We start from the raw sequence: 13,159 nt of genomic DNA, 5'->3' as shown, positions 1-13,159 counted from the left end.
GTTCTCCCCGTCGACCTCGACCACCGCGTCGCGCGCCGCCCGCAGCGCGGTGTGCAGCACCGCGCGGTCCTCGGTGGTGTTGATCCGCTCTCCGCGGAACATCGCGTCCCGCAGCCCGAACACGTCCGTCGCAGCGGCCAGTTCACGTAGCAGCCGCAGCGTCTCGTCGGTGACCAGATGCTTGGAGTAGTCGACGTACAGGTCACCGACCTGGAGGGTGTACCCGGTGCCGCGGTCCGGATCGGCCTCGAACAGCTCGCGCAGCCGCACCTCGCCGAGCTCCTCGCGGTGCTGGGCCAGTGCGGTCCACTCGGGCCTCTGGTTGAGCCTGCTACGGCCGTCTGCGTTCATCTCGGACTTCAGCCTTCTTCCTTGGATGTCCCCGCTGTGCCGACTGATCCCAACCTAATTGATCAGCGGTGACGAGGACGGAAGAGTCCGGAGAGCGAACCGGCGGCAGGCGGGTGCCCGGCGTCGGCCGGTGTCAGATCTCGCCGCGCAGCTTGGCGAGCGCCTCGGCGAGGATCGCCTCGCCGTCCGCGTCGCTGCGCCGCTCGCGCACATAGGCGAGGTGCGTCTTGTAGGGCTCGGTGCGCGGCGGGTCCGGCGGGTTGTCGCGGTCCTGCCCGGCCGGGAAGCCGCAGCGGGGGCAGTCCCAGGTGTCGGGCACCTGCGCGTCGCTCGCGAAGCTCGGCTGTGTCTCGTGCCCGTTGGAGCACCAGAACGAGATGCGCAGCCGCGGCGCGGACTCGCCGCGCTCGGCCTCGCCCATCGGCCCCGCCCCGACCCGGCTCCCCCGGATCGCGTTGCCACTTGCCACGGTCGTAACTCCCTGCGTAATGGTGCCGCGAAGCGAGTCGGCGTACCGCTTCGCTGCGAGCGCCTCAGTCTACGTAAGGCCCAACGCGCGTCCAGTGATAGGAGTTACCTGTCTCCGCATCCAGACGCAAGCCCCATGATAGGCCGCGCTCAGCTGCGCGTACCGAACATGGGGCGTTACGTGGGGATTGCGGGCGGATCGCGCCGCGCGGGTCAGTTGCTCATCTTCATCGTGATGCCGAGCACCACGATGCAGGCGAACCAGAGCAGACCGATCACGACCGTGATCCGGTCGAGGTTGCGCTCGGCGACCGAGGAGCCGCCGACGGACGACTGCATGCCACCACCGAACATGTCGGAGAGGCCGCCGCCCTTCCCCTTGTGCATCAGCACCAGCAGCATCAGCAGCAGGCTGAAGACGATCAGGGCGATGGAGAACCCCAGAACCACGGCTGGACCAACTTCCTCGGAAACGGATGGACGACACGGGGTCCAGCACCGGACTGGACCCCGCAAGAGTACGACGGATCGGCCCTGCGGCCTACTCCCGTCCCGGGGGTGCGCCCGCGGGCGGGCGCACCCCGGTCACTCACTGGTCGCGGAAGCGGACGATCTTGACGAACTCGTCGGCGTCCAGCGAGGCGCCGCCGACCAGGGCGCCGTCGATGTCGGCCTGCGCCATGATCTCGGCGACGTTGCCGGACTTCACGGAGCCGCCGTACTGGATGCGGACCTTGTCGGCCAGCTCCTGGGTGTACAGCTCGGCGAGCTTGCCGCGGATCGCCGCGCACACCTCCTGGGCGTCCTCGGCGCCGCAGACCTTGCCGGTGCCGATGGCCCACACCGGCTCGTAGGCGATGACGACCGTCTCGGCCTGCTCGGCCGGGACGTCCTTCAGACCGCCCTCGACCTGGGCGAGGGTGTGGGAGACGTGGTTGCCCGCCTCGCGGACCTCCAGCTCCTCGCCGACGCACAGGATGGGGGTGATCCCGTGCTTGAAGGCGGCCTTCACCTTGGTGTTGACGACCTCGTCGGTCTCGGCGTGGTACTGGCGGCGCTCGGAGTGGCCGACCGCGACGTAGGTGCACTTCAGCTTGGCCAGCATGGGGCCGGAGATCTCGCCGGTGTAGGCGCCGCCGTCGTGGGCCGAGATGTCCTGCGCGCCGTACTTGATCTTCAGCTTGTCGCCGTCGACCAGGGTCTGCACGGAGCGCAGGTCGGTGAACGGCGGCATGACGGCGACCTCGACGGAGTCGTAGTCCTTGTCGGCCAGGGCGAAGGCGAGCTTCTGGACGTGGGCGATGGCCTCGAGGTGGTTGAGGTTCATCTTCCAGTTGCCCGCCATCAGCGGCGTACGGGTGGTCATTGAGGGTCAGTCCTCCAGTGCTGCGAGGCCGGGGAGCGTCTTGCCCTCGAGGTATTCGAGGGAGGCGCCGCCGCCGGTCGAGATGTGGCCGAATGCCTGCTCGTCGAAGCCCAGGGTACGGACCGCGGCGGCGGAGTCCCCGCCGCCGACCACGGTGAATCCCGGGGAGTCGAGGAGGGCCTGGGCGACCGCCTTGGTGCCCTCGGCGTAGTCGGGGTGCTCGAAGACGCCCATGGGGCCGTTCCAGAAGACGGTGGCGGCGTCGGCGAGCTTCGAGGCGTAGAGCTTGCGGGTCTCCGGGCCGATGTCCAGGCCCAGCTTCCCGGCCGGGATGGCGTCCGCGGCGACGTTCTCGGGGTTGCCCGGCGTCTTCGCCTTCATGTCGGGGAACTCGCCGGCGACCAGGGTGTCGACCGGCAGCACCAGCTCGACGCCGCTCTTCTCGGCGCGCGCCAGGTACTCCTGGACGGCCGGGATCTGGTCCTCCTGGAGCAGGGACGAGCCGACCTCGTGCCCCTGGGCCTTGAGGAAGGTGTACGCCATGCCGCCGCCGATGAGGATGCGGTCGGCCTTGCCGAGCAGCTGGTCGATGACGGCCAGCTTGTCGGAGACCTTGGCGCCGCCGAGGACGACCACGTAGGGGCGCTGGACGTCGTCGGTGAGCTTCTTCAGCACGCCGACCTCGGTGGCGATGAGGTGGCCGGCGTAGTGCGGCAGGCGGGCCGGGAGGTCGAACACCGAGGCGTGCCCCCGGTGCACCGCGCCGAAGCCGTCGCCGACGTAGACGTCGGCGAGGGCGGCCAGCTGGTCGGCGAAGGCGCCGCGCTCGGCGTCGTCCTTGCTGGTCTCGCCCGCGTTGAAGCGGAGGTTCTCGACGACCGCGACCTGGCCGTCGGCGAGGCCGGCGACGGTCGAGGAGGCCGACTCGCCGACCGTGTCGGTGGCGAACGCGACGTCGGCGCCGAGGAGTTCGCCGAGGCGCGCGGCGGCGGGGCCGAGCGAGAAGGCGGGGTCCGGGGCGCCCTTGGGGCGGCCCAGGTGCGAGGCGACGACCACGCGGGCGCCCGCGTCGGCGAGGGCCTTGACGGTAGGCACCACGGCGCGGATACGGCCGTCGTCGGTGATGGTGGTGCCGTCCAGCGGCACGTTGAGGTCGGCGCGGACGAAGACCCGCTTGCCCGCGACGCCTTCGGAGAGGAGTTCGTCGATCGTCTTCATAGGGGGCTCCCTGTCAGAGCAACGTGTTCAGCGACCTGTTCGCTCGTGATCGCTCGTGATCGAAAGAGGGCGACCGTTCCGATACGTGCGTCAGGGCCCGGACGGCGCGTCGCCGCGCCTTCCGAGCCCTGCACTCATATCAGGCCGTCCGCTCCACGATCAGAGCTGGTTGCCGATGAAGACCGTCAGGTCGACGAGGCGGTTGCTGTAGCCCCACTCGTTGTCGTACCAGCCGATGACCTTCACGTTCTTGCCCTCCTGGACCATGGTCAGGGAGGAGTCGAAGGTGCAGGACGCCGGGGCGTTGACGATGTCGGAGGAGACGATCGCGTCCTCCGTGTACTCCAGGTAGCCCTTCAGCTCGCCCTCGGCGGCCTTCTGGAAGGCGGCGTTGACCTCTTCCTTGGTGACCTCGCGGGAGAGCTCCACGACCAGGTCGGTGACCGAGCCGGTGGGAACCGGGACGCGCATGGCCATGCCGTCCAGCTTGCCCTTGAGCTGCGGCAGCACCAGGGCGGTGGCCTTCGCGGCGCCCGTGGTGGTCGGGATGATGTTCTCGGCGGCGGCGCGGGCGCGGCGCAGGTCCTTGTGCGGGAAGTCCAGGATGCGCTGGTCGTTCGTGTACGCGTGGACCGTCGTCATCAGGCCCTTGACGATGCCGAAGTTCTCGTCGAGCACCTTCGCCATGGGCGCCACACAGTTGGTGGTGCAGGAGGCGTTGGAGATGACGTGGTGGTTGGCCGCGTCGTACTGCTCGTGGTTGACGCCCATGACGAGCGTGATGTCCTCGCCCTTCGCCGGGGCGGAGATGACGACCTTCTTGGCGCCGCCGGTGATGTGCTTCTCGGCGTCTTCCTTCTTGGTGAAGATGCCGGTCGACTCGATGACGATGTCGACGCCCAGCTCGCCCCACGGGATGTCGGCGGGGTTGCGCTCGGAGAGGACCTTGATCGTCTTGTCGCCGACCGTGATGGTGTCCTCGGTGTGCGAGACCTCCTGCTTGAGACGGCCCAGGATGGTGTCGTACTTCAGCAGGTGCGCGGTGGTCGCCGTGTCGCCCAGGTCGTTGACGGCCACGATCTCGATGTCGGCGCCCTGCTCCAGGAGCGCGCGGAAGTAGTTCCGACCGATGCGGCCAAACCCGTTGATGCCTACGCGGATCGTCACGAACCGATCTCCTCGTTGGTACGCCGGCTCTGACGCCGGCGAGCTGTATTTGGGATGTCCCCGACCACTGTCGACCCTACCTCTCCGGGGCCCCGGCCGTGACATCGAGTTGTCCCATACCCGGCAGGGCGGTCCGTACCCGCCAGTAGGGTACGGACCGCCCCGTGGCGACGGTCTTCCGTCAGCCTTCTCCGCCGTCCGTGACCGGCCTCGCCGGCGCCGGTGTCACCCGCGGACGGCGGCCAGCGCCTTCCTCAGCAGGGCCGCCCGGTCCGCCGCGGAGGCGAGGTGCTCCAGGCCGAATCCCAGAAGCACGGTGTCCTCCGTGGTGACCGCCGCGTAGGTGCGGAACAGCTCCCCGGTGCGGGTCCAGTCCTTCAGGGCCGACGGGCTGCCCGCGGGCGGTCCCGAGGCCCGCCAGGCGCCCAGGGACTCCTCGAAGCCCTCGCTCTCGGTGACGGTCCCGCCCACGACGAGGGAGGCGTCGTCGGCGAGGACGGCCCGGCCGCCGCTGCCCGGGTCGGTGACGTAGGCGATCGACACCTCGGCCGTGCGGCCCGCGTACGCGCCGAGGTCGAACTCCACCTGCCGCCAGCCGCCGGAGGAGCCGGTGAGGCTGTTCCACGCCCCGGTGGTGCCGGTCGCGGCGCAGCCGTCGTCGCCCAGGGTCAGGTAGTGCTCCAGCCAGGGGTGCCCGGCGACGAGGAACCCGGCCGCGCACTCGGACGGCACGGTGGTGCGGGTCGCGCCGCCCGCCTCGGGCAGGGTCGTCCAGTCGTCGCCGCCCGCGGTGCGCGCCTCGACGATGACGTGGTCGTAGCCCGGTTCGGTGTCCCACAGCAGGCGGGTGCGCAGCGCCGGCCGGTCGGCGGCGGTGACACCTGTGAGGTCGACGGTGCGGGTGAGGCGCTTGTAGCCGTCGTCGGTGTGCACGGCGGCCGCCATGAAGGAGCCCGCGTAGGGTCCGTACGGGTTGACCGTGCCGGCGAACGACCCGGCCCCGGCGCTCGCGAACTGCGGGTACGTGGCGGGCGGCAGCTCATCGGAGGTGAGGGCGTAGCTGCCGGGCCGGTCGAGCGGGTTGCCGGGCGCGTCGCCTAGCGGGCCGCCGGTGCCGGCGAGCCGTCCGGCGCCCGTGAACGCGGTGGCGCCGGAGGTGGCGGTGCGGGAGTAGGCGCCCAGGTAGTACTGGCTGAAGTCGTCGGACAGGACGCCGTCGCCGAGGTCGACGTCGCCGCCGGCCTGCTCACCCGCCTCGATCAGCCGGCCGCCCTCGTTGAGGAACGCCCGCAGCTGGAGCTGGGTGGCGACGCCCGGGACGGCCGGCCCGGTGTGGTGGACGACGGTGCGGAAGTGGCTCAGCACGCCGAGCGCGTCCGGCGCGCCCTGCTCGGCCACGTCCCAGACGGCGGCGCTCCGGCCGTTGGCCCGCAGCGCGTCGGTGTACGCCTTCGTGCCGGTGGCCTTCGCGCCCTCCTCGGACACGACGAGGACGTCCGCGCGGGGCCGCTGCGCGACGGTGTAGGTGAAGGGCTCGGCGGAGACCTTGGTGCCGCCGCGGGTCCTGCCGGTGAACCACACATCGACCCGGTCGCCGGGCTCGGCGTGGCGGACCTTCGCGCGGTACTCGTCGAAGTAGAGGTCGTCCTCGCCGCCGTAGCGCTCGCCGCCCCGCCAGGGCCTGAGGTCCACGCTGTGGGTGCGGCCGCCGTCGACCCGGTACCGCATCTCCTTGTCGCGCACCGACGTGCGGGCCACCACGGAGATCTCCTGGTCCTCCCCGCGCGCGTAGGAGGTCGTGAAGGCCGCCGGGGTGAAGTCCGCGGCCTCGAGGCCGACCGCGGAGGACGGCCGGTCGGGGTGCGCGGCGGTCTCGGCGACGGAGAGCGCGAAGGGGACGTTCTTGGCGAACTCCTGCTGGATCAGCTTCTCGTCGTCCGGGAAGGTGAAGATCGAGCGGCAGTCGCCGGGTTCCCAGGCGTCGTCGGGGTCGTACGCGGACGCGGTCTGGCAGGTCGACATCTCCGGGGTGAACATCGCCATGCCGTTGACGTTCGCCGCGTGGCCGTCCGCCTCGCCGTTGGTGGTGTACAGCTCGGAGGAGAGCTGCGGGTGGTAGCCGGGGACCGCCGAGTTGTCCGGCGTGCCCGCGAGCGCCTTGTACAGCACGTCGTCGGGCGTGGGTGTGGCCACCTGCCAGCCGACGCCGTAGAGGAGCAGCTCGGCGGCGGAGTGATAGTTGATGCCGTAGGTGAAGCCGATGCGCTTCTCGAAGGCGTCGATCGCCTGGGTCTCGGGCTCGGAGCCCGGGGAGGCGCCCCGGTACGTCTGGCTGGAGGGGCTGGGTGAGGAGCCCTCGTCGTCGTAGCCCCACTTGTAGGGGAAGTTGCGGTTGAGGTCGACGCCGTCACCGGAGCCGATCTTCCCGTCGCCGTCGACGTCCCGGAGGTTCTTGCGCCGCAGGCGGTTGGCGTCGTCGGCGAACGTGTGGTCGTAGCCGTCCGGGTTGGCGGAGAGGACGAACCACAGCTCGGTGGTGTCGACGATCCGCTTGATCCGCCGGTCGGTCCGGTACCGGTCCAGGTAGTGGTGCATCAGCCGGCGGGTCATCTCCGGCGTGATCCACTCACGGGCGTGCTGGTTGGCCATGTAGAGGACGGCCGGCCGGGAGCCGTCCTTCGTCCTGCGGGCCTGCTTGGTGAGCTTCAGGGCCAGGATGTCCTTGCCCTGGATCGTCTTGCCGATGGAGACGACCTTGGTGAGGGAGGGGTTGCGCTGCGCGGTGCGCAGCATCTCCTCCTTGAGGCCGCCCTTGCCGCTGTACGGCCGGAACACGCCCTCGGCGGCGTCCGCCGTGCGTCTCTCCGCCCGGGCGGGGAGCCGGTGCTCGGTGAGGTCGACGCCCTGTTTCTCCAGCTTCCGGGCCTGTCCCTCGGTGAGGTACACCTCGACGGCGGCCGTGCCCCGTTCGGGCACCCGCTCGCCGAGTTCGTGACCGTCCTGCCCCGCCGCCAGCAGCAGGGGTACCTGCTGCCGTGTGACGTCGGCGCGGTAGACCTTGACCTCGCCGGGATCACCGGGCGAGGGCGGTGCGGGTTGTGCCTGGGCGACAGGTGCGAAGCCGGCTCCGCCGAGCAGGAGCGTGCCGACGGCGAGGATCGATCTCGCTCTTCGTCTCATGAGCCCCCCTGAGAGAGGTCCGCCACAGCGGCGAACAGATGCCAGGCTCATGACACAACATGATCGAGTCAAGGGCGCCGCCACGACACACGAAACCGGCGCCGGTCACCCGAGCGGGCGGCGGCGCCGGTGTTCTGATCAGGCGTCAGAAGGGTCAGGAGGGAGTCACGCGTGCGGGTCAGACGCCGATCTTGTCGTCCAGTTCCTCGCTGAGATTGGCCTCCGTGCCCGGGATGCCGAGGTCCTGGGCGCGCTTGTCTGCCATGGCCAGCAGCCGGCGGATGCGTCCGGCCACCGCGTCCTTGGTGAGCGGCGGGTCGGCGAGCGCGCCCAGCTCCTCCAGGGAGGCCTGCTTGTGCTCCATGCGCAGCCGGCCGGCCGCGGCGAGGTGCTCGGGCACGTCGTCGCCGAGGATCTCCAGCGCGCGCTGCACCCGGGCGCCGGCCGCGACGGCGGCGCGGGCGCTGCGGCGCAGGTTGGCGTCGTCGAAGTTGGCCAGCCGGTTCGCCGTGGCGCGCACCTCGCGGCGCATCCGGCGCTCCTCCCAGGCCAGCACCGACTCGTGCGCGCCCAGCCGGGTGAGCAGCGCGCCGATCGCGTCGCCGTCCCGGACGACCACCCGGTCCACGCCGCGCACCTCGCGCGCCTTGGCGGCGATGTGCAGCCGGCGGGCGGCGCCGACCAGGGCGAGCGCGGCCTCGGGGCCGGGGCAGGTCACCTCGAGGGACGAGGAACGGCCGGGCTCGGTGAGGGAGCCGTGCGCGAGGAAGGCGCCCCGCCAGGCGGCCTCGGCGTCGCAGGTGGCCCCCGAGACCACCTGCGGGGGCAGGCCGCGGATCGGACGGCCCCGGCCGTCCACCAGACCGGTCTGACGGGCGAGCTGGTCACCGCCCGCGACCACGCGCACCACGTACCGCGAGCCGCGGCGCAGTCCGCCCGGAGCCATCACGATCAGTTCGGAACTGTGCCCGAAGATCTCCAGGATGTCCCGCTTGAGCCGCCGGGCGGCCATGGCGGTGTCCAGCTCCGCCTCGATCACGATGCGCCCGCTGACCAGGTGGAGGCCGCCGGCGAACCGCAGAATGGCGGAGACCTCCGCCTTCCTGCAGCAGGTACGGGTGACGGGGAGCCGGCTGATCTCGTCCTTCACCGCTGCCGTCATCGCCATGGGCCGATCCTTCCATGCATCCGAAAAATACGGTCGTACGCGGCGGCCAACAGCTCCGGGTCGTGCCGGGGGCTTCCGTCGGGCCGGGCCACGAGGGCCAGCTCGACCGCGGCGCCGAACCGCTCGGCGGCATCGGTCAGCAAGTCCCGGTCGGGCACGGCGGCCTCGTCGGCCAGCACCACGTCCAGGGCGAGTTTAGGGGCGTGTCGCCCCAAAACCTCCAAATGACGCTGCGGGGAGAAGCCCTCTGTTTCTCCGGGCTGCGGGGCGAGGTTCAGCGAGAGCACCCGGCGCGCCTTCGTCTCGACGAGCGCGTCCAGCAGCTCGGGGACCAGCAGGTGCGGGATCACCGAGGAGAACCAGGAGCCGGGTCCCAGCACCACCCAGTCGGCGTCCAGCACCGCCGCGACCGCCTCGGGCACGGCCGGCGGGTCGTTCGGCACGAGGTGCACCGACTGCACCTCGCCGGGGGTGAGGGCGACGGTGGCCTGGCCGCGGACGGTGCCGACGTCGTCGGGGCGCTCCGGGTCGTGCCCCTTGACCAGCGCCTGAAGCTCCAGCGGCACGGCGGACATGGGCAGCACCCGGCCGTGCGCGCCGAGCAGCCGCCCCACCAGGTCCAGCGCCTGGACGTGGTCGCCGAGCTGCTCCCACAGGGCGACGATCAGCAGGTTGCCGACCGCGTGCTCGTGCAGGTCGCCCTTGGACTGGAAGCGGTGCTGGATGACGCGCGCCCAGGTCTGGCCCCAGTCGTCGTCCCCGCACAGCGCGGCCAGCGCCTTGCGCAGGTCGCCGGGGGGCAGCACGCCCAGTTCGTCGCGCAGGCGGCCGCTGGAGCCGCCGTCGTCGGCGACGGTGACCACGGCCGTGAGGTCGCCGGTGATCCGGCGCAGGGCGGCGAGCGAGGCGGACAGGCCCATGCCGCCGCCGAGGGCGACGACCTTGGGCTGGGCGCCCCTGCGGCGGGGGCGCGCGCCGCGCGTCTCGGCCGGCCGGCCTGCGCGGCCCTCGGGGACCGCCCTGCGCAGCCGGCTCAGCCGCGGAGTACGTCGTGTCATTCCCGTCCCATGTCCCGGTGGACGACCACCGTCTCCACGCCCTCCGCGGCGAGCCGGGCGGCGAGCTTCTCCGACATGGCGACCGAGCGGTGCTTACCGCCCGTGCAGCCGACCGCAATGGTCACGTAGCGCTTGCCCTCACGGCGGTAGCCCGCGGCAACCAGACGCAGCAGCTCGGCGTACCGGTCGAGGAACTCCTTGGCGCCGGGCTGGTTGAAGACGTACGACGCCACCTCCTCGTTGAGGCCGGTGTAGGGGCGCAGCTCCGGGATCCAGTGCGGGTTGGGCAGGAACCGCATGTCCACGACCAGGTCGGCGTCGACCGGGAGGCCGTACTTGAAGCCGAAGGACATCACGGTGGCCCGCAGCTCGGGCTCCTCCTCGCCGGCGAACTGCGCGTGCATCTTCGCGCGCAGCTCGTGGACGTTCAGCCCGGAGGTGTCGATCACCAGGTCGGCGTCGCCGCGCAGTTCGCGCAGCAGCTCCCGCTCGGCGGCGATGCCGTCGACGATCCGGCCGTCGCCCTGGAGCGGGTGCGGGCGGCGCACGGACTCGAAGCGGCGCACCAGCGCCTCGTCGGAGGACTCCAGGAAGACCGTGCGCCGGGTGACGCCGCGCGCGTCGAGGTCGGCGAGGGACTCGCGCAAGTTGTCGAAGAAGCGCCGGCCGCGGACGTCGACGACGACCGCGATCCGCGCCACGTTGCCCTGGGAGCGCGCGCCGAGCTCCACCATGGTGGGGATCAGCGCGGGCGGCAGGTTGTCGACGACGAACCAGCCGAGGTCCTCCAGGCACTTCGCGGCCGTCGACCGCCCCGCCCCGGACATCCCGGAGATGATCACCAGTTCGGGGATGCCGGCCTCGGGCACCCCGCCGTTGTCCTTGCCCGTCTTCACCTGTGCTCCGTTGTCCTGCCGGACGCCGGCGCGGGCCGTGGCCCCGCCCGCCTGCTGTGCCGCCCGGTCCCCGGGCCCTGTCTCGTGCTCGGTCATCGCTCCTGCCCCCGTCGTTCGTCCGGGGCGCCCGTGGACACGGGCTCCCCCGGGGAACCCGTCTGCTGCCCGGGTTCTTCCGTGTCATCCATGATCTCGCCCGTCGCCGTGTTCACGGCGGGACCGCCGGGCACCGCCTGGGCGAGAGCCGCGACGATCACCTCGGCCGTCTTGCGGCCTATGCCCGGAACGTCACAGATCTGCTCGATTGTCGCCGACCGCAGCCGTTTCAACGAACCGAAGTGCTTGATCAGCGCCTGCTTCCTGGTGTCGCCGAGACCGGGGACGTCGTCCAGGGGGCTGGAACGAAAGCGCTTGGCGCGCTTGGCGCGCTGATAGGTGATCGCGAAGCGGTGCGCCTCGTCCCGGATGCGCTGGAGCAGGTACAGGCCCTCGCTGGTCCGGGGCAGCACCACCGGGTCGTCGTCGCCCGGCAGCCACACCTCCTCCAGCCGCTTGGCGAGACCGCACACCGCGATGTCGTCGATGCCCAGCTCGTCCAGCGCCCGCTGGGCGGCCGCGACCTGCGGCGCGCCGCCGTCCACCACGACCAGCTGCGGCGGGTACGCGAACCGCTTGGGGCGCCCGTCGTCCTCGGTGAGGGTGCTCGCGGGCGGCTCGGCGAGACCCGCGCCGTCCGTCCCCGTCACCGTGCCGTCCGGGCCCGCCTCCGCCGCGCCGGGCTCCTCGCCGTCGGCCCACTCCCCCGTGCGCTCCTTCTCCGCCAGGTAACGGCGGAAGCGGCGGGTGATCACCTCGTGCATGGACCGCACGTCGTCCTGGCCGGCGAAGCCCTTGATCTGGAAGCGGCGGTACTCGCTCTTGCGGGCCAGCCCGTCCTCGAAGACGACCATGGAGGCCACGACGTCGTCGCCCTGGAGGTGCGAGATGTCGTAGCACTCGATCCGCAGCGGGGCGCTGTCCAGGCCCAGGGCGTCGCTGATCTCCTCCAGCGCGCGCGAGCGGGTGGTGAGGTCGGAGGCGCGCTTGGTCTTGTGCAGCACGAGCGCCTGCTGCGCGTTGCGCTGCACCGTCTCCATCAGGGCCTTCTTGTCGCCGCGCTGCGGGACGCGCAGGGAGACGTTCGCACCGCGCCGCCCGGTCAGCCACTCCTGCACCGGCTCCACCGGGTCGGGCAGGGCGGGCACCAGCACCTCGCGCGGCACGGCGTCGCCGGTCTCCTCGCCGTACAGCTGCTGAAGGGCGTGCTCGACGAGGGCGCCGGTGGTGATCTCCTCGACCTTGTCCGTGACCCAGCCGCGCTGGCCGCGCACCCGCCCGCCGCGCACGTGGAAGATCTGGACGGCCGCCTCCAGCTCGTCCTCGGCGACCGCGATCAGGTCGGCGTCGGTGGCGTCCGCCAGCACCACCGCGTTCTTCTCCATGGCCTTCTTCAGCGCGCCGATGTCGTCGCGCAGGCGCGCGGCCCGCTCGTACTCCATGTCCTCGGCCGCCTGGGCCATCTGCCGCTCCAGACGGCGCAGATAGGTGCCGGTGCGCCCGGCCATGAAGTCGCAGAACTCCTCGGCCAGCTCCCTATGGTCCTCGGCGGAGATCCGCTCCACGCAGGGCGCGGAGCACTTGCCGATGTAGCCGAGCAGGCAGGGGCGGCCGGTACGCGCGGCGTTCTTGAACACGCCCGCCGAGCAGGTGCGCACCGGGAAGACGCGCAGCATCAGGTCCACGGTGTCGCGGATCGCCCACGCGTGCGCGTACGGCCCGAAGTACCGCACGCCCTTCTTCTTGTGACCGCGCATCACCTGCACGCGCGGGTACTCCTCGTTCATCGTCACCGCGAGGTACGGGTAGCTCTTGTCGTCGCGGTACTTGACGTTGAACCGGGGGTCGTACTCCTTGATCCAGGAGTACTCCAGCTGCAGCGCCTCGACCTCGGTCGAGACCACCGTCCACTCCACGGACGCGGCCGTGGTCACCATCGAGCGGGTGCGCGGGTGCAGCCCGGCGAGGTCCTGGAAGTAGTTCGCCAGGCGCTGGCGCAGGCTCTTCGCCTTCCCGACGTAGATCACCCGGCGGTGCTCGTCGCGGAACCGGTAGACCCCCGGCGAGTCGGGGATCTCTCCCGGTCTGGGGCGGTAGCTGGAGGGGTCGGCCATGCATCACACCCTACTGGCGGACACCGACAGGACGGCGGGGCCGGGGCGGGGCTGTGGACAACCGGGGAGGGGAGCGG

General features: G+C 71.5%; 11 protein-coding genes. All 11 read right to left on the bottom strand.

What is annotated here, in order from left to right; genetic code table 11:
• Nucleotides 1-351, bottom strand: a 351-nt coding sequence (locus CCN29_RS24840) for a phosphoglucose isomerase-related protein (RefSeq protein WP_503167724.1), incomplete at its 3' end; no start/stop codon positions are given.
• Nucleotides 352-484: 133 nt separating this feature from the next.
• Nucleotides 485-820, bottom strand: a complete 336-nt coding sequence (locus CCN29_RS24835) for an RNA polymerase-binding protein RbpA (protein ID WP_003957010.1) — start codon at nucleotides 818-820, stop codon at nucleotides 485-487.
• A 212-nt stretch (nucleotides 821-1,032) separates the two neighbouring features.
• On the bottom strand, nucleotides 1,033-1,269 hold the full coding sequence (gene secG / locus CCN29_RS24830; protein ID WP_006135271.1) for a preprotein translocase subunit SecG: 237 nt from the start codon (nucleotides 1,267-1,269) through the stop codon (nucleotides 1,033-1,035).
• Between the two features lie 139 nt (nucleotides 1,270-1,408).
• Nucleotides 1,409-2,185, bottom strand: coding sequence for a triose-phosphate isomerase (gene tpiA, locus CCN29_RS24825; RefSeq protein ID WP_086684565.1), 777 nt, complete (start codon nucleotides 2,183-2,185; stop codon nucleotides 1,409-1,411).
• A 6-nt stretch (nucleotides 2,186-2,191) separates the two neighbouring features.
• Nucleotides 2,192-3,403, bottom strand: coding sequence for a phosphoglycerate kinase (locus CCN29_RS24820; protein WP_006135273.1), 1,212 nt, complete (start codon nucleotides 3,401-3,403; stop codon nucleotides 2,192-2,194).
• A gap of 159 nt (nucleotides 3,404-3,562) precedes the next feature.
• The gene (gap, locus tag CCN29_RS24815; RefSeq protein ID WP_006135274.1) at nucleotides 3,563-4,570 is read right to left on the bottom strand and encodes a type I glyceraldehyde-3-phosphate dehydrogenase; all 1,008 of its coding nucleotides are present in this window, start codon (nucleotides 4,568-4,570) and stop codon (nucleotides 3,563-3,565) included.
• A 225-nt stretch (nucleotides 4,571-4,795) separates the two neighbouring features.
• Nucleotides 4,796-7,750, bottom strand: a complete 2,955-nt coding sequence (locus tag CCN29_RS24810) for a M14 family metallopeptidase (RefSeq protein ID WP_086684562.1) — start codon at nucleotides 7,748-7,750, stop codon at nucleotides 4,796-4,798.
• Nucleotides 7,751-7,928: 178 nt separating this feature from the next.
• Nucleotides 7,929-8,918, bottom strand: a complete 990-nt coding sequence (gene whiA / locus CCN29_RS24805) for a DNA-binding protein WhiA (RefSeq protein ID WP_006135276.1) — start codon at nucleotides 8,916-8,918, stop codon at nucleotides 7,929-7,931.
• On the bottom strand, nucleotides 8,909-9,976 hold the full coding sequence (locus tag CCN29_RS24800; RefSeq protein ID WP_086684559.1) for a gluconeogenesis factor YvcK family protein: 1,068 nt from the start codon (nucleotides 9,974-9,976) through the stop codon (nucleotides 8,909-8,911). The genes whiA and CCN29_RS24800 overlap by 10 nt, the downstream gene beginning before the upstream one ends.
• Nucleotides 9,973-10,968, bottom strand: coding sequence for an RNase adapter RapZ (gene rapZ / locus CCN29_RS24795; protein ID WP_006135278.1), 996 nt, complete (start codon nucleotides 10,966-10,968; stop codon nucleotides 9,973-9,975). The genes CCN29_RS24800 and rapZ overlap by 4 nt, the downstream gene beginning before the upstream one ends.
• Nucleotides 10,965-13,082 carry an excinuclease ABC subunit UvrC gene (gene uvrC / locus CCN29_RS24790; RefSeq protein ID WP_086684555.1) on the bottom strand — a complete coding sequence of 706 codons (2,118 nt, stop codon included), beginning with the start codon at nucleotides 13,080-13,082 and terminating at the stop codon, nucleotides 10,965-10,967. The genes rapZ and uvrC overlap by 4 nt, the downstream gene beginning before the upstream one ends.
• Nucleotides 13,083-13,159: the final 77 nt, after the last annotated feature.

Origin of the sequence: Streptomyces pseudogriseolus (assembly GCA_002154585.1) — a bacterium.
GTDB classification, from domain to species: domain Bacteria; phylum Actinomycetota; class Actinomycetes; order Streptomycetales; family Streptomycetaceae; genus Streptomyces; species Streptomyces pseudogriseolus.
This window is presented reverse-complemented; position numbering and strand designations above follow the sequence as displayed.

Excerpts from the sequence above, each read along its gene's own strand:
- rapZ (WP_006135278.1), bottom strand. The coding sequence starts at position 10,968 with ATGACCGAGCACGAGACAGGGCCCGGGGACCGGGCGGCACAGCAGGCG.
- CCN29_RS24820 (WP_006135273.1), bottom strand. The coding sequence starts at position 3,403 with ATGAAGACGATCGACGAACTCCTCTCCGAAGGCGTCGCGGGCAAGCGG.
- whiA (WP_006135276.1), bottom strand. The coding sequence starts at position 8,918 with ATGGCGATGACGGCAGCGGTGAAGGACGAGATCAGCCGGCTCCCCGTC.
- CCN29_RS24800 (WP_086684559.1), bottom strand. The coding sequence starts at position 9,976 with ATGACACGACGTACTCCGCGGCTGAGCCGGCTGCGCAGGGCGGTCCCC.
- uvrC (WP_086684555.1), bottom strand. The coding sequence starts at position 13,082 with ATGGCCGACCCCTCCAGCTACCGCCCCAGACCGGGAGAGATCCCCGAC.
- tpiA (WP_086684565.1), bottom strand. The coding sequence starts at position 2,185 with ATGACCACCCGTACGCCGCTGATGGCGGGCAACTGGAAGATGAACCTC.
- CCN29_RS24810 (WP_086684562.1), bottom strand. The coding sequence starts at position 7,750 with ATGAGACGAAGAGCGAGATCGATCCTCGCCGTCGGCACGCTCCTGCTC.